13 protein-coding genes are annotated in these 15,806 nt (G+C 39.8%); all 13 read right to left on the reverse strand.

Annotated elements, in window-relative coordinates; genetic code table 11:
• Positions 1-300 precede the first annotated feature (300 nt).
• On the reverse strand, positions 301-1,485 hold the full coding sequence (ftsZ, locus tag ACOZ9X_RS10020; RefSeq protein WP_423418018.1) for a cell division protein FtsZ: 1,185 nt from the start codon (positions 1,483-1,485) through the stop codon (positions 301-303).
• Between the two features lie 32 nt (positions 1,486-1,517).
• Positions 1,518-2,801 (reverse strand): cell division protein FtsA, encoded by a 1,284-nt coding sequence (gene ftsA / locus ACOZ9X_RS10025; protein WP_423418019.1) that lies wholly within the window; start codon positions 2,799-2,801, stop codon positions 1,518-1,520.
• A gap of 136 nt (positions 2,802-2,937) precedes the next feature.
• Complete coding sequence (locus tag ACOZ9X_RS10030; RefSeq protein WP_066393455.1) at positions 2,938-3,291, reverse strand: small basic family protein; 354 nt, start codon at positions 3,289-3,291, stop codon at positions 2,938-2,940.
• A gap of 1 nt (position 3,292) precedes the next feature.
• Complete coding sequence (locus ACOZ9X_RS10035; protein WP_423418020.1) at positions 3,293-4,000, reverse strand: DUF881 domain-containing protein; 708 nt, start codon at positions 3,998-4,000, stop codon at positions 3,293-3,295.
• Positions 4,001-4,005: 5 nt separating this feature from the next.
• Positions 4,006-4,701: a DUF881 domain-containing protein gene (locus tag ACOZ9X_RS10040; protein ID WP_416731454.1), complete on the reverse strand. Its 696-nt coding sequence runs from the start codon at positions 4,699-4,701 to the stop codon at positions 4,006-4,008.
• The gene (locus ACOZ9X_RS10045; RefSeq protein ID WP_423418021.1) at positions 4,688-5,461 is read right to left on the reverse strand and encodes a cell division protein FtsQ/DivIB; all 774 of its coding nucleotides are present in this window, start codon (positions 5,459-5,461) and stop codon (positions 4,688-4,690) included. The genes ACOZ9X_RS10040 and ACOZ9X_RS10045 overlap by 14 nt, the downstream gene beginning before the upstream one ends.
• 228 nt (positions 5,462-5,689) lie before the next feature.
• Positions 5,690-6,601 carry a UDP-N-acetylmuramate dehydrogenase gene (gene murB / locus ACOZ9X_RS10050; protein ID WP_423418022.1) on the reverse strand — a complete coding sequence of 304 codons (912 nt, stop codon included), beginning with the start codon at positions 6,599-6,601 and terminating at the stop codon, positions 5,690-5,692.
• A gap of 725 nt (positions 6,602-7,326) precedes the next feature.
• On the reverse strand, positions 7,327-8,427 hold the full coding sequence (gene spoVE, locus ACOZ9X_RS10055) for a stage V sporulation protein E (RefSeq protein WP_144700917.1): 1,101 nt from the start codon (positions 8,425-8,427) through the stop codon (positions 7,327-7,329).
• A gap of 36 nt (positions 8,428-8,463) precedes the next feature.
• Positions 8,464-9,816, reverse strand: coding sequence for a UDP-N-acetylmuramoyl-L-alanine--D-glutamate ligase (murD, locus tag ACOZ9X_RS10060; protein WP_423418023.1), 1,353 nt, complete (start codon positions 9,814-9,816; stop codon positions 8,464-8,466).
• Positions 9,817-10,791 (reverse strand): phospho-N-acetylmuramoyl-pentapeptide-transferase, encoded by a 975-nt coding sequence (mraY, locus tag ACOZ9X_RS10065; RefSeq protein WP_423418024.1) that lies wholly within the window; start codon positions 10,789-10,791, stop codon positions 9,817-9,819.
• Entirely contained in the window at positions 10,788-12,170 is a 1,383-nt protein-coding gene (locus ACOZ9X_RS10070; protein ID WP_423418025.1) for a UDP-N-acetylmuramoyl-tripeptide--D-alanyl-D-alanine ligase, read from the reverse strand. Before ACOZ9X_RS10070 ends, mraY begins: the two co-directional genes overlap by 4 nt.
• Positions 12,167-13,633 (reverse strand): UDP-N-acetylmuramoyl-L-alanyl-D-glutamate--2,6-diaminopimelate ligase, encoded by a 1,467-nt coding sequence (locus tag ACOZ9X_RS10075; RefSeq protein ID WP_423418026.1) that lies wholly within the window; start codon positions 13,631-13,633, stop codon positions 12,167-12,169. Before ACOZ9X_RS10075 ends, ACOZ9X_RS10070 begins: the two co-directional genes overlap by 4 nt.
• Before the next feature lie 223 nt (positions 13,634-13,856).
• Positions 13,857-15,791 carry a stage V sporulation protein D gene (locus ACOZ9X_RS10080; RefSeq protein ID WP_423418027.1) on the reverse strand — a complete coding sequence of 645 codons (1,935 nt, stop codon included), beginning with the start codon at positions 15,789-15,791 and terminating at the stop codon, positions 13,857-13,859.
• Positions 15,792-15,806 lie beyond the last annotated feature (15 nt).

Genomic DNA, 15,806 nt, shown 5'->3' on the forward strand with positions numbered 1-15,806 from the left:
TTTAATATGGCTTCTTTCAAAAAGCTTGTTACTAAAAAAAGATTTGTAACTCTTCATTGTCAAGTTGATTGGAGTGGAAGTTGCGAGACTCCTGTGGGACTGGCGGTCAGGTGAGACACATAAAAGTGAAACGTTACGAATGTGGCTCACCGCCTGCCCCGTTGAAAGCGTGCAACCTGGAGCGGAGATTAACTACTAACATAAGCAACATTGAATATGGAACTGTACTAAGGAAGAGGTTTTTTGCAAAAACAAAAAAGCATGCTCTCTAAAATAGAGAACATGCTTTCATTTTTGTATTTATCTTCTTCTGTTACGGCTGCGGTTACGCAAGAATGTTGGAATATCAAGCGTATCTGAATCAGCATTCGTGTAAGAAGTATTTCTTGATTCTTGGCTCTCTTCTCGAGATTGCCCTTGAGACTGGTTTTGTGGTTGTGATTGAGTTTGAGACGAATGAGACTGATTCGATGTTGGAGCTTGTTGCATTCTAGGACGCTCAGCTCTCTGTTGGTTGTTAACCATCTTTTCAGTTTCATCAAATCCAGTTGCGATAACCGTAACTAGAATCTCATCTTTTAGTTCTTCGTTAATTACGGAACCAAAGATCATGTTTACTTCAGGATCTGAAGCAGATGAAACGATATCTGCGGCTTCGTTCACCTCATATAGGCTCAAGTTTGCTCCACCTGTAATGTTCATCAATACACCTTTTGCTCCATCGATAGATGTTTCAAGAAGTGGAGATGAAATGGCTTTTTTCGCAGCCTCAGCAGCCCGGTTTTCACCAGTACCTACACCAATACCCATAAGTGCAGAACCTCGTTCAGTCATGATCGTTTTTACATCGGCAAAGTCAAGGTTGATCAATCCTGGTACTGCGATCAAATCAGAAATACCTTGTACACCTTGGCGAAGAACATTGTCCGCTTCACGGAAAGCTTCAAGCATCGGAGTGTTTTTATCTACGATCTCTAATAATCGATCATTCGGGATAACAATCAATGTATCAACTTTTTCTTTTAATACAGAGATTCCACCTACCGCTTGCGTAGAACGCTTACGGCCTTCAAAAGTGAAAGGTCTTGTGACAACACCAACTGTAAGGGCACCAAGATCTTTAGCGATCTCTGCGACTACAGGTGCTGCACCAGTACCTGTGCCGCCACCCATACCAGCTGTTACAAAGACCATATCAGCACCGCTGAGTGCCTCTTCGATCTGCTCGCGGCTTTCTTCAGCAGCTTTTTTACCGATATCAGGATTCGCACCTGCACCTAGTCCTCTTGTTAATTTCGTTCCGATCTGCATTTTTACAGGCGCTTTTGATAGATTCAAAGCTTGTGCATCTGTATTCACACAAATAAATTCTACACCTTGTACACCGTGTTCGATCATACGGTTAACAGCGTTACTTCCGCCGCCACCAACACCAATAACTTTAATTGTCGCCAATTGATCCATATTCATATCAAACTCTAACATGAGCGTTCCTCCTAATGACTAGTTCCTTAATGTTATTCGAAAAATAAACCAAACCAGTCTTTGACTTTTGATTTCATGCCACCGGATTGTTTTTCTTGTCCCGATTTTTGGCTGGATTGTTGCTTCTTTTTAGGTAAAGGTTCTCCAGCGTTATCAACTAACGCAGTAGCAACTTCTTTTCCTTGAACTTTAATATTTTTGTGAGTGAATTGAATTAATCCAACTCCCGCTGTAAACTTCGGTTCTCTAACCCCTATATAATCCGGCAATGAAACGCGTACGTTCTGCTGGAAGATATCTTGAGCGAGTTCAAGTACTCCTGGAATTGCAGCAACTCCGCCTGTAATAACAAAACCGCCTGGCAGTTCCGAATATCCGCGCTGATGCAATTCATCATCAATCATCTCAAATATTTCAGCCATACGAGCTTCAATTATTAACGAAAGTTCGTATTGCGAGATTTCTTGTTCTTGTGAAGATCCAATTTGCGATACTGTAAATGTCTCATCTTTTGATGCATAATCCACAAAAGAATGACCATGCTTCAGCTTAATCTTTTCTGCATCTTCAGCAGACGTTCTTAATCCGATGGATATATCTTTTGTGATAAAGTCTCCACCAACAGGAAGAACGGATGTTAACTGCATGGTTCCTTGATCAAAAACAGATAGTGTAGTAGAACCTCCACCAATATCGATCAGTGCTACACCAAGCTCCATCTCATCACGTGAAAGTGCAATCGATGATGTTGCCAATGGCTCTAAACAAATGTCCGCCACTGTAAGTCCAGCTCGTTCTACGCAACGTAATAAATTATGTAAGATTGTCTTGGAACCAGTTATTACTGTTCCTTCCATCTCAAGGCGAACACCTAACATACCTCGAGGATCAATAATCTCATCTGTACCGTCAACAATAAATTGTCGAGGAATCACATCTATAATTTCGCGTTCTGGAGGCACTGACATAACCTGAGCTGCCTCTATTACTCTAGCGATGTCTTCATCACCGATCTCTCGGTCTTCTCTTGATACCGCAACTACACCGTGGCATGGCTGAAGTTGAATATGGTTTCCTTTTACACCTACGATTACAGCATTGATTGGAATACCTAACATTCTTTCTGCTTGCTCTACGGCTTTTCTTATGGAACGAACAGTTTCGTCAATATCTACAATGGAACCTTTTCTGATTCCAGCTGATTTTGCATGGCCAACACCAATAACATTAAAGGACTCACTAGTCATTTCTCCAATGATCACTTTAATATTGGATGTACCGATGTCTAAACTTACATAAATTTCATTGCTGTTCATTCTGTGGCACCTCCTTACCTTTCATCCAAAAAATCTTCTTAAAATTTTAAAAATCCCTTAATTTGCGCTTAATTATGGAATAAATTCCACAAACAACGGGTTATCCCTCTTTTTTTTTACCGTTTTTTCAAATTTTTTAGGCCTTTTTGCGCGAATCTGACCATTTGGAAATAATTAAGCGTCTAATAACAGCGATATTATTAAACAACCTAACACCAAATGCAAAAATTGCAGCTAGATACAGATCGATACCAAGGTGTACCCCTAAGTATGCGAGCCCTGCAGCCAATAAAATGTTAAAGAAAAAACCTGTAATGAACACTTTATCTTCAAAACTGCCTTGAAGATGTGCACGTATACCACCGAATAAGGTATCTAGTGCAGCTAAGACAGCTATCGATAAATAGTTTGCATATTCTGGAGGGACCCGGATATCAGACATGAAACCTAATAACAGACCTAATAGCAGTCCAAGTACCGGCAACCACATCTTACGTTTCCTCCTTTGCCGGTTTCATAAACTTCACCTTCATATCTTTATCGAAAGCTGGCAAAATAACTTTAGCTGTTTGTTTGGATTCAACGAGAAAATTTTCTCGAATAAACTCCTCTACAGCGGGTGAAGCAATGATCTTCTGATGAAGTTTTTCATTGTCTTTTGCCAAAACTCTGATTTCAATCGGAAATGAAGAAACAGGCTCATTGTTTATGTAAATGTTTCCATTCACTTCCCGGATCGGGGTTTTAGATACGACGCGTTGGCCATCAATAGAGATCTCATTTGCATCATATCGGTTTAGTTCGTTTACAAGTCTTCTAAGCATATCAGGATCTATTTTAGGAACAGGTTGACCTACTCCAATTAGCTCTTCATTAAAAGGTTCGATCGTTATTACGATTCCTTGTCCGCTAATCGTTGTTAATCCTGCCTGTTTTTTTAAATCCCATAGCGCTTTTTCCATTGCTTGGATTTTTTCGTCCTTACCATCACCTTTGTATTGGTTCAGGAGTTCACTATAGCGTTCATATTCCTCATTAAGCTCCTGCTGACGCTGTTTCTCTTTTTCCAAATCAGCTCTTAATTCCCATAAATCTCTAGTATCCCGAACAACAGGATTGTTTGTGGTCTCAAATTGGATCGCCAGCATTCCGCCGAGTATGAGGGCAATTGTTGCAAACATGAATTGTCTTTCTTTCAACTCACTCATCCCTCTTCTGTAATAAATGGCTCCATCTCGATCGCGCTTTCTTGCTCCACTCTTACTTCTACACCATCATTAACAATTTTATCAACGATGTATAAATTCAAAGATTTCTCTAGGGTTGTGGAATTCCCTATTGCTGTAATAACAAAGGGTGCAGGATATTGGTTACCATCCACAGATACTACAGGACCGATACAAGCGATATACGTATCGTGAGAAATTCTTTGACCGTTTATAGCAATGGCTTCTGCACCCGATACGTGAAGTTCGTCAATGACACTTCTTATATGTTCTTCATGGACGATATAATCGTTAGGGTTCTCCCCTTCCGGTATATAGGAGGAATCTTGAAGAGTAACTTCTACCCCCTCCCCTTTCACTTTTACGTTTCCTACTACCATTCTGAGCTCTTTTAAATCTTCTACTAGTTTAGAAGATATCTCCTCTTGATCTGCCAGCTTATTTTCTTTCTTCTCAACATTTTGCTGCAGACTTTGAAGATCGCCTGCTAATTCTCTATTTGTTTTTTGAAGATTTAAGATTTGGCTGCGCAATGAATCTTCCTTTTTCCATTCATTGTTCTGAACAACATTTTGCTTTTCGATCTGCGTTCTCTGATAGGAGAAAGATAAGATGAACCCGGTAACGAGTAGGATTAAAGATAAGAAAAGATGCGTCCCTTTAATTTTTCTCATTACTTTCCTCCACTTGGTTGTATCGTTCAAAACGTGTGCTGATTCCTAAATAGAACGTTCCTTTTTCCTCAGGCTTTAACTCACTCACTAAAGATGGATAAGCTGTCAGCCTTTCTGAGAACTTAGGTATCGCTGTTACCACTTTGTTTCCATCCGTCATGAACAACGTTAGCTGGTTTGAACTGTTGGATGAAGGTGTATGTGTGATCTCAGATATACGATGAATGATTCCTTCAGGTAGCTTCTGCAGTTCCTGTGCCATCATCTCTAATTGGTCTGGATCTTTCCAGCTGACGATTACAGGTGCATTTACTGGTCTCTCATTTTTCTTTAGAGGCTCTAACATTTTCCCGTTCTGAAGCATCGGGTAGTATAGATTCTCTTTTCTGAAATACCCTACTCGTTGAAATTCACTCACTTTAATTACAACTTGGTTAAAAAATTTCTTTTGGATGGATACGGAACTAACCTCTGAGATATCTTCGAGCCGCTCCATAATTTCATCCTCAGATACATTCAAATACTTTGTCTTTGTTGAAATTTTACTTTTTTCAAGAATCTCATTGTCGGTTACAAAATAATTGCCAGAGACGGTAATTTTCTTCACATGACTAAGATCTGATTGAAAATAAACGACGACCAACAATAACAGGAAGAAAAAGGACAAGTAATATATAAGACGACGATTTGCTTTTTGTTTGCGATGTTCTTTCAGCTTCGGAATTCGGTCCTCAATCTTGACAACCTTTACCTTGTCCATCCTCTTCCCCCGTTTTATAAGTTAGTACAAGAAACATTAACGGTTGACAGAAATAAAAGAACTTGGCAGATAGACGCCAAGTCTTCAAAAAGGTACTGATAACAGTCCAACTGTCAGAAGATAACGAAATGTATGGTTCGTTTCGAAACGTCAAAAGTTAATTTTTTCTTGTTCTTTGTATTATAGCACGGATAAGCCGCAATTCAGCACTATTTATCCAATTTTTTGTTAATCATTTCTACCAATGATCTCAACTTCTGTATGAAGGTCAACACCATGCTTTTCTTTAATCGTTTTTTGAATATAACTGATAAGATCCAGCACGTCCTTGGCTTTTGCATCTCCAGTATTCACAATAAAATTAGCGTGCATCTCTGAAACTTGTGCTCCACCTATCTGAGTCCCTTTAAGTCCCGATGTTTCAATAAGATGTCCTGCATAATTAGGCAGCGGATTACGGAAAACACTCCCACAGCACGGATAGTTCCATGGCTGTGTGTTTCTGCGATAATCTTTATTCTTCTTAAGCTCTGCCATGATCGTTTCTTTATCCCCTTTATCTAAAACGAGGATGACTTCCACACAGATGCCACCAGTCTCTTGAAGAACAGAAGTACGATAAGAAAATTTTAGTTCTTCATTAGAAAGCCATGTAAGCTCACCATCAGGTAATAAAATCAAAGCTTTCTCAACGATCTTAGACATATCTGATCCATGTGCACCTGCATTCATGAATACAGCTCCGCCAACTGATCCCGGAATACCTGCTGCAAATTCTAGACCCGTATAAGCTTCGCGCGACATTACAGTGGCTAGCGGAATAAGTGAATACCCACCGCCAACTCTAATAGTGTTATCATTTTTTTCAAGGTGGTTGATCCCCTCCCCTACTTTAATGACAACCCCTTCTATGCCTCCGTCTGCAACAAGGAGGTTAGATCCTCTTCCAATCGCACGTATTGGTGCGTTGGCTTCTTTTATATAATTTAATGCTTTTTTTAGACTTTCAATGTCTTTCGGTTCATAAAAAAGGTCAGCTGGTCCACCGATTTTTAATGTGGTGTGATTTTTTAATGGTTCATTTACAAGGACAGTTCCTAAATCTTCACTTTTTAATTTCTCAGCTAATTGGCTATACATAATTAAAAACCCCCTACGTTCATACGCATCGTTCTATTTATATGCTATGCGTTAATCTTTTCCATGTTTTCATTGTCCTTAAACATCGACAAAGTAGTATTCGTCAGAACTAACGATTTTGTTTCTTACTTTTTATTTCCTAAAAAAATTTAAGATGCTTTCGTTATGATTTTTTTAGTTGCTTCTTTGATTTATTGAAAAAGGGTTGTAGTACTCCTGCTGGTTTATCACAACCTACTTCCTAGCAAGCTGATTGTAGCGGAAGGTTGCCTGCCTGCCACATGAGGAGCTTCTCGCAAGGCATGCGACGAGGAAGTACACTTCGTTAGCATAAACTTGTAGACGCAAGAGCAGAGAGACAACCTTTAAGCGGTCAGGTGGAGACTCCTAATGGCGCAAAGCGGCAGTCAGAAAAGTGGAAGTGACTCGTTCAGCCCCGACAAGCAAAAGTGAAATGGGCTTGGAAGGCGCCCTTTGCCTTCTTGACCGTTTACCTTTTGACCTCGAGGGGCTTGTCACTGCAACTAGACAGGAGGCTCACCGTTCGCCCCGTGGAAAGCGTGCAACCTGGAGCGAAAATCAGCAACTAACCTAAGCAACACGGTATACGAAAACAGGCTATCAAAAAATGTCAAAGAAAAAGAAGTTACCCTGCCATAATTGACAGGGTAACGTCTTTAAATCGCTATGTTTAGAATAAGAGAATTTCCTTTGAAACTCAAGTTTTAATACCTTGAATACCGACTAATATTGAGTATTACTCCAATTGATGCGAGCATTAGAGTTAATGAAGATCCTCCATAACTTAAAAATGGAAGTGTTATTCCAGTTACAGGCATCAAACCTGTTACAACTCCGATATTAATCATCACCTGTATAGCGACCATTCCTATGATCCCAATCGCTAAAAAACTACCGAATAGATCTGGAGCTCCTAAAGCGATCCTGATTCCTCGCCATAAGAGAAGACTAAAGAGGATTAATACAAAAACAGCACCGATAAAACCGAGTTCCTCTGACAGAATCGCAAAGATAAAATCCGTTTGAGGTTCAGGTAGGTAACCGAATTTTTGTCTACTCTGCCCTAAACCTAGTCCAAGCAATCCACCTGGTCCGAGTGAATAAAGAGATTGGATAATCTGAAATCCGCTGCCTAAAGGATCACTCCAAGGATCAAGAAAAGAAGTGATTCTCTTAATTCGATAAGGAGCAGATATGATTAATCCCGCAAGTCCGATAAGACCGATTAAAGCCATCCCTACAAAATGGGAGATGCGCGCACCTGCAACAAAAACCATCACAATACTTGTTCCTACCATCACTGCTCCTGTTCCTAAATCTGGCTGAAGCATAATCATGCCAAATGCGATCATCACTAATCCGAGAGTAGGTACTAAACCTTTTTTAAGAGAAGTGATCTTTTTTTGATGCTCTGATAGATACTTAGCCAGGAATGTAATCATGGCCAGTTTCATAAATTCAGACGGCTGTATGGAAAAAGCACCTACACCGATCCAGCTTCTAGCACCACCACGCACCATACCAATACCTGGAACAAGAACTGCGATCAATAATACAAAACAAATAATCAGAAGAATCTTAGACCAGACTCTCCACGTCATGTAATTGATGTTCATGATAAAAAACATCGCTGCAATACCTACACCGGCAAATAACAATTGTCGCTTTGCAAAAAAGAACGCATCATCAAACTTGTATAGCCCTAAATCTGCACTAGCGCTATAAACCATTATTATACCGATCGATAACAACATAAGCGTAACTACAATCATTATGATATCAGGGGTTGATTTCGTTGCAGGCAAAGGGAAACACCTCAACTCTTCTTATTTGTACAAACCTTATTTAAGTTTATGCACAGAGTTGATAAACATGTCCCCTCTTTGTTCGAATGTCTTATATTGATCCCAGCTAGCACATGCAGGAGACAATAAAATAACATCTTCTTCAGCAGATAAACTGTATGCAAGGGGAACAGCATCTTCCACATTATCAGCACGTTTTATAGTTTCTATTCCTGCCTGTGCCGCTGTTTCTGCTAATTTATCAGCTGTTTGACCAAAAGTAACGATCGCTTTTACATTTTTTAGTGATGGAAGCAGACCATCAAATGAATTTCCACGATCAAGACCACCAGCTAGTAAGATGACGGGTTGTTCAAATGCAGACAACGCTGCATTCGTCGCTAATATATTCGTAGCTTTTGAATCATTATAAAAACGTCTGCCCTTAAACTCACCGACGTACTGCAGACGGTGTTTAACCCCAGGAAACGAAGTTAGAACTTGATGTATCTGTTTCAAAGTAGCACCGGCTAATAAAGATGCCGCCACAGCTGCCATAATATTAGACAGGTTGTGTTTGCCTGGCAACACTATTTCACTTAGATCAATAACTTTCTGGTCCTGAAAATAAAGGGCACCATCTTCAACATAAACCCCATCATCATATTTCTTCGTTACAGAAAATGGGATATGCTGCGCTTTAGAATTCTTCATCAAATGTGAAACACGTTCATCATCTGCGTTATAGATCACATAATCAGATGGATCTTGGTTTTCAGTGATCTTAGCTTTTGCTTTCCCGTATTCATCAAGAGAACCGTGATAATCTAAGTGTGCTTCAAACAGGTTTAGAAAAACTGCAATCTGTGGCTTAAATCGCTCTGTTCCCATCAACTGAAAGCTAGAAAGTTCAGCTACTAATATATCTTTCTCTGTCGACTCCGCTGCAACCTCAGAGAACACAGTACCTATGTTCCCTGCTACAATAGGTGTCTTATCACTGTTTTGTAACATATCACCGATAAGTGTAGTGGTTGTCGTCTTACCGTTTGACCCTGTAATCGCAATTATCGATGCGTCCGAGATCATACCTGCAATTTCGACTTCAGTATAAACCGGAATGTTACGTTTAACCGCTTCATCGATCAAAGGGTTTTGGTATGGAATTCCTGGGTTCTTTACAATAAAGTCCAACTGGTTATCTAGTAATGTCAGCGGATGATCTCCACAAACTACGTTGATTCCAAGCTCCTCAAGTTTTTCTGCTTCCACATTTCCTTCTCTAGGGCTTTTGTCGTTCACTGTTAATTGAGCCCCAAACGAATGAAGCAGTTTTGCACCAGCAAAACCGCTCTTAGCTAATCCTACGATTAATATCTTTTTGTTTTTAAAAAATGTAGTGTCTTTCATCTATACCCACACCTCTAAATAAATTCCTAATGCTGCAAATACCAATCCTACAAGCCAAAATGTAACGACGATGCGCCATTCACTCCAGCCTGACAATTCATAGTGATGATGAAGCGGGCTCATCTTAAATACACGCTTACGAGTTAACTTAAATGATGCTACTTGAATCATTACAGAAAGGGTTTCGATTACAAAAACTCCACCAATAATAACGAGCAAAATCTCAAGTTTTGTTAAGATTGCAACTGCACTAATCGCACCACCTAAAGCCAATGATCCAGTATCTCCCATGAACACTTTCGCTGGATGTGCATTAAAAACTAAGAATCCAAGTACAGCACCAACAACAGCGACACAAAAAACAGCAGCTTCAAATTGGAGAATGGTAGATGACAAAACAGCAAAGGCACCAAAAGCTATAGCAGCTGTACCTGCTAACAATCCATCCAAGCCATCCGTAAGGTTTACCGCATTAGAAGCACCGATTAACATGAATACAACCAATACGGGGTAAAACCATCCTAGATCAAACGAAAAATCTGTTCCAGGAACTGAAATTTCTGTTGAGAAATCAATCGCTCTTAATCCAAGGAAGAAAAGAGCTGCAATAATCAATTGCCCTACTAATTTTTGTTTCGATGTTAAACCGAGGTTTCTTTTCTTAACTACTTTAATAAAATCATCTAAAAAGCCAATAAGTCCGTATCCTAATGTAACGAGGATAAGCAGATGAGTTTCTGCAGTTACTGCAAAAAACTTAGCGGTCATTGCATAGGTCGCGATAACAAGGGCTAAGACGATAACAATCCCGCCCATCGTAGGTGTACCTTGCTTTTTTTGGTGAGATTTTGGGCCTTCATCACGGATGCTCTGCCCAAATTTTAATCTTCTTAAAAACGGGATGAAAAAGGGTGAACTTAATACCGCTATTAAGAAGGATGCTACTAATGTAAATAATAAGACTTGCTCAATCATTTTTTCGACTCCTGTTCTTGCTCTACAAATTTCGAGACTAGGGTTTCTAATACCATCCCTCTTGATGCTTTAAAAAGAATAGCAGTGTCTTTTGATAATAATTTAGCAATAGGTTCTTCCGCTTCTTCTTTTGTAAGACATTGAATAACCTTAACGCCTTCATTGTTTTGTTTTTTTAGTTCGTCTGCAATCCAAGCACCTTTTTGCCCTACACATATCACATGAGAAATCGTGTCATCCACATGCTTCGCTATGTTCCGATGCATCTCTTCTTCATTTGAACCTAATTCATACATATCTCCGAGAACAGCGACCTTTTTAGCGTAATCCTTCAGTTCAGCAAGTGTTTCTAAAGCTGCAATCATACTCGTTGGACTAGCGTTATAGGCATCGTTGATAAGAAGCGTATCCTTCTTACCGCTTTTCATTTCCAGACGCATGGAAGTCACTTTAAGGTTCTCAAGTCCTTCTAGTATCTTGTTTTCTTCTATATTTAAATAATGCCCTACAGCTATGGCATATGCTGCATTTTTAATATTATGACGTCCGAGCATCGGTATGCGATACACGGTCGTACCTTCTTCTAAAGAAAACGTTACACCACGTACATCTGTCTTAAGGTTAGATAACTTCAGTGTATTTGAATCTCCAAAACCAACTTGCAGCACGTTCTCACCTTTCACATGTGAAAGAAGCGGCTCATCTCCATCGATTATAAACAGCCCGCCTTGTTTTAATCCATCTGCAATCTCAAGTTTCGCTTTAGCGATTCCTTCACGACTACCAAGCTGTTCAAGATGGCTTTCACCGATATTCGTAATAACAGCAACATCTGGCTCTGCGATCTTACTTAAAAGAGATATCTCACCATAATCACTCATACCCATTTCTAAGATCAATACTTCTGTAGTATCTTCCATCGCTAGGATGGTCAAAGGCATTCCAATATGATTATTGTAATTTCCTTGCGTTTTAAACGTCTTAAAGTTTTCAGAGGAAACACTTTCGATCATATCTTTAGTCGTTGTTTTTCCGTTACTACCCGTTACAGCTACTACAACAGGATTGATCTTCTTCAAATAATATTTAGAGATATCTTGCAAAAATGTTACAGTATCTTTTGTATAAAGGATAGGAAAATCTTCCGGCAATCCTTCTGGAAGATCTTTTCCTTCTTGCCAGACCGTAGCTGTGCATCCTTGCTCAATCGCATTTAAAAGAAAATCGTGACCATCAAACCGCTCACCAGCAATCGGTAAGTATAGGGCATTCTCGCTTTTATGTCTTGTATCTTTAGAAACACCTTCTAATATTAGGTTCTCATACTTACCACTCGTACGCTCTGCTAATGAGACCAGTTCTTTAAAATCTAACTTCATTTTTTCACCGCCTTAATTGCTTCCCTTGCAACGATCCTATCATCGAATTCTAATATATCTTTTCCAATGATTTGATAAGTTTCATGACCTTTTCCGGCTATAAGTATAACATCGTTTGTACTAGCCTTTTCAACCGCATGTTCGATTGCCTTTTTTCGATCAGGGATGGTCACGTAATTCCCATCGTCTACGCCCTCTTCCATATCTTTTAAGATTTGAAGAGGGTCTTCTGTTCGTGGGTTATCACTTGTGAAGATGGCATGATCAGCTAAATTAGCCGCAATTCCCGCCATGAGCGGTCGCTTGGTCTTATCGCGGTCACCACCACATCCTACGATCGCTGTTATTTTTCCTGTTGCAAACTCTTTGATCGTTCGTAATACATTCTCTAAACTATCTGGCGTATGTGCGTAATCAACGATCACCGTAAAATCTTGACCTGCAATAACAGGTTCGAATCTGCCAGAAACGCCCGTTACTTCTTTTAGACTATCAAGAATCTGATCCAGATCTAATCCAGATAACAAACATGCTGTTGTAGCTGCGAGTACATTATAAACAGAAAACTTTCCGATAAGCTTCAATGTAACTTCTCTTGAACCAATAGGAGTCTGCAGCGTAAACGTAGTGCCTTGCGATCCGATCAATATATTGGTTGCTCGAACGTCGCTATCGTTATCAATTCCATAAGAAACAACCTGTGCGGAAGTAACTCTTTCAAACATTTTTGAAGCTGGATCATCATTATTAAGAACAGCGACTTTACGATCTGATCTGTTATAAGTATTACCCATTTGAGAGAACAGAAGACTCTTTGCAAACTGGTATTCTTCCATATTTTTATGGTAGTCCAAATGATCTTGTGTCAAGTTCGTGAAAACAGCGATATCAAAGTCACATCCCCATACTCTACCTTGAACGAGAGCATGCGAAGACACTTCCATGACGGCCGCTTCCACTTTTTCTTTTGTCATTTGATAAAAAGCATTCTGCAAAAATAATGAATCAGGTGTAGTATTAGCTACCTTAAAGCTTTGATCTTTTATCTTCATTTCAATCGTGCCGATCATCCCAGTGCTTTTCCCAGCATCTCTTAAAACTTTTTCAATGAGATGTGAAGTTGTCGTCTTTCCATTCGTACCGGTAATTCCGATCAAATGGAGTTTTTGGGAGGGATGGCCATAAAAAGCATCTGCTAATACCGCAAGAGCCTTTTTTGTGTTTTTAACTTTTATAACAGGAATGTTAACATCAATATCTTTCTCAGCTAAAATTGCAGCAGCTCCGTTATTCGCAACGGTTTCTGCAAAATCATGTCCATCAAACAGAAGCCCTTCCATACATACAAATAGACAGCCTTTCCCAGCTTTCCTGGAATCCATTTCAATGGAGGTAATTTCAGGATTGGCTTGAATATCCATTTCATAGTTCACTAAATATGTAAGCAGTTCTTTTAATTCCATTAATCCTGATCTCTCCTCTAATCATCGTTAAGCATATAGTCAAAAAAAACGAAGTTTCACATATGTTGCAGCTCATATAAAGGTCTTTTTTGGTATTATCTTATATCTCGTTCAAATAAGTGCACCAGTATAACATCTTTCTATGAGAGAGCGTTTTATATGCATCTTTAAAGAAAATAAGCCAAGCAAGATTCCGCGCTTGGCTATGTGTACATTCTTTATTTTAATCTTCCACTTCTTTTTTGTCACCCAAAAATAAACGAATCGTTTTACCAGCTTCTAGCTTTACGCCAGCTTTAGGAGCTTGCTGTACGATGTAGTTCCCTTTTCCTGATGTTTCAATTTTGAGATTATACAACAGGTTCGTAAGCTCTTTCGTTTGTTTTCCGACTAAATCTGGAACGACTACTTCAGGAGCATCGAGCCATGTTTTCTCTTTTTCTATCTGATCTTTTTGCTTTTTAACGCCCATAGCAGAAAGGCTGTCTTCTATAATATTGCCAACGATTGGGGCTGCCACAATTCCACCAAACTGCAGTGTTTCTTTTGGATTATCTATAGCAACATAAACAACGATCTCAGGATTGTTGGCAGGAGCCATCCCGATAAAGGAGACGATATGGTTGTTCTTTAAATAAACACCACCTTCAGCCTTTTGAGCAGTCCCCGTTTTCCCTCCGACCCGGTAACCATCGACGAATGCATTCTTTCCAGTCCCTTGAGCTACAACACTTTCTAATGCGCGTCTAACTTCTTTAGACGTTTTTTCAGAGATCACTTTTCTTTTAAGTTTTGGTGTCTGCTTACTAACGACTTTCCCAGTAATAGGGTCCACTAATTCTTTAGCTATATATGGTTCGTACAGATATCCTCCGTTTACGGCCGCAGACACAGCAGCTACTTGTTGAATTGGAGTCACAGAAACACCTTGCCCGAATGCCGTTGTTGCAAGTTCAAGCGGTCCAACACGATCTAAGGAGAATAAGATTCCTTTACCCTCACCAGCTAGATCAACACCTGTCTTTTCTCCAAATCCAAAGTCTTTAATATAATCAAATAGTTTATCTTTCCCTAGACGTTGACCAAGAATAACAAACCCTGGGTTGCAAGAATTTTGAACGCCTTCTAAGAAGGTCTGACTGCCATGTCCTCCCGCTTTCCAGCATTTAAGCTTTCTCCCTGCAACTTCGATCGATCCAGGATCGTGAAAATGATCTCTATCTAAGTCAACTTTATCTTCTTCGAGTGCTGCAGCAAGCGTGATGATCTTGAAGGTAGAACCTGGTTCATATTGAGCCCACACTGGTAGATTTCGATTGTATACTTCTGGTGAAACTCGTTTGTACTCTTCCGGGTCAAAATCCGGTCGAGAACTCATACCAAGAATTTCTCCAGTATTTGGATTCATCGCTATAGCGATTGCTCCATCAGGATCATAGGTGGCTTGTGCGATATCAAGCTCTCTCTCAATAATGGTTTGAACACGTGAATCTGTCGTTAATCTCAGGTCATAGCCATCTTTCGGTTTTTCATACTTGTCCGATAACGATGGCATTCTGCGTCCCCTTGCGTCCGAGAAGAATGAGATATGACCTTTTTCACCGTTCAGCTGTTCATCATAATACAGTTCTAGCCCTGTGAGCCCCTGACTGTCAATACCTGCAAAGCCGAGTACGTGAGAAAGATAAGAACCGTACGGGTAATGCCTTTTACTATCTTCTGCAACAAAAACACCTGGTAGATTCAAAGCTTCAACTTCTTTTGCCTTCGTATTGCTGATCTTTCGTCCTCCATTATCGATTCTTACGATAGAGGCTTTCTTGGTGAGTCTTTGGTACACTTCTGTTTTTGATATATTTAACAAAGCAGCCAACTTTTCAGCAGTTTCATCAGGTTCCTTGATCTGTCTTGGAACGACAAAGACGGTCGGAGCGCTAATATTTGTGGCGAGTACCACGTCATTACGATCTAGAATCTTTCCTCTTTTTGGTTCAAAAGGAATGTCTCTGCTCCAAGAATCAAGGGCTTGATCTGTCAACATATCTCCAAGCACAAATTGTACGTAACCAAGTCTTACAGAAATAACAAAAAAGAAAGCTATTCCAAAAACAAGAACAAAAATTAAGCGCCTGCGTACAGTTACATTCGAAACTCGCACACACAATACCTCCCT

The organism is Fictibacillus nanhaiensis, assembly GCF_049537595.1.
GTDB lineage: Bacteria > Bacillota > Bacilli > Bacillales > Fictibacillaceae > Fictibacillus > Fictibacillus nanhaiensis_F.

What these genes read in the sequence shown, in the direction of transcription:
- ACOZ9X_RS10040 (WP_416731454.1), bottom strand. Translation starts at nt 4,701, where the DNA reads ATGAGAAAAATTAAAGGGACGCATCTTTTCTTATCTTTAATCCTACTC.
- mraY (WP_423418024.1), bottom strand. Translation starts at nt 10,791, where the DNA reads ATGATTGAGCAAGTCTTATTATTTACATTAGTAGCATCCTTCTTAATA.
- ACOZ9X_RS10030 (WP_066393455.1), bottom strand. Translation starts at nt 3,291, where the DNA reads ATGTGGTTGCCGGTACTTGGACTGCTATTAGGTCTGTTATTAGGTTTC.
- murB (WP_423418022.1), bottom strand. Translation starts at nt 6,601, where the DNA reads ATGTATAGCCAATTAGCTGAGAAATTAAAAAGTGAAGATTTAGGAACT.
- murD (WP_423418023.1), bottom strand. Translation starts at nt 9,816, where the DNA reads ATGAAAGACACTACATTTTTTAAAAACAAAAAGATATTAATCGTAGGA.
- ACOZ9X_RS10045 (WP_423418021.1), bottom strand. Translation starts at nt 5,461, where the DNA reads ATGGACAAGGTAAAGGTTGTCAAGATTGAGGACCGAATTCCGAAGCTG.
- ftsZ (WP_423418018.1), bottom strand. Translation starts at nt 1,485, where the DNA reads ATGTTAGAGTTTGATATGAATATGGATCAATTGGCGACAATTAAAGTT.
- ftsA (WP_423418019.1), bottom strand. Translation starts at nt 2,801, where the DNA reads ATGAACAGCAATGAAATTTATGTAAGTTTAGACATCGGTACATCCAAT.
- ACOZ9X_RS10070 (WP_423418025.1), bottom strand. Translation starts at nt 12,170, where the DNA reads ATGAAGTTAGATTTTAAAGAACTGGTCTCATTAGCAGAGCGTACGAGT.
- ACOZ9X_RS10075 (WP_423418026.1), bottom strand. Translation starts at nt 13,633, where the DNA reads ATGGAATTAAAAGAACTGCTTACATATTTAGTGAACTATGAAATGGAT.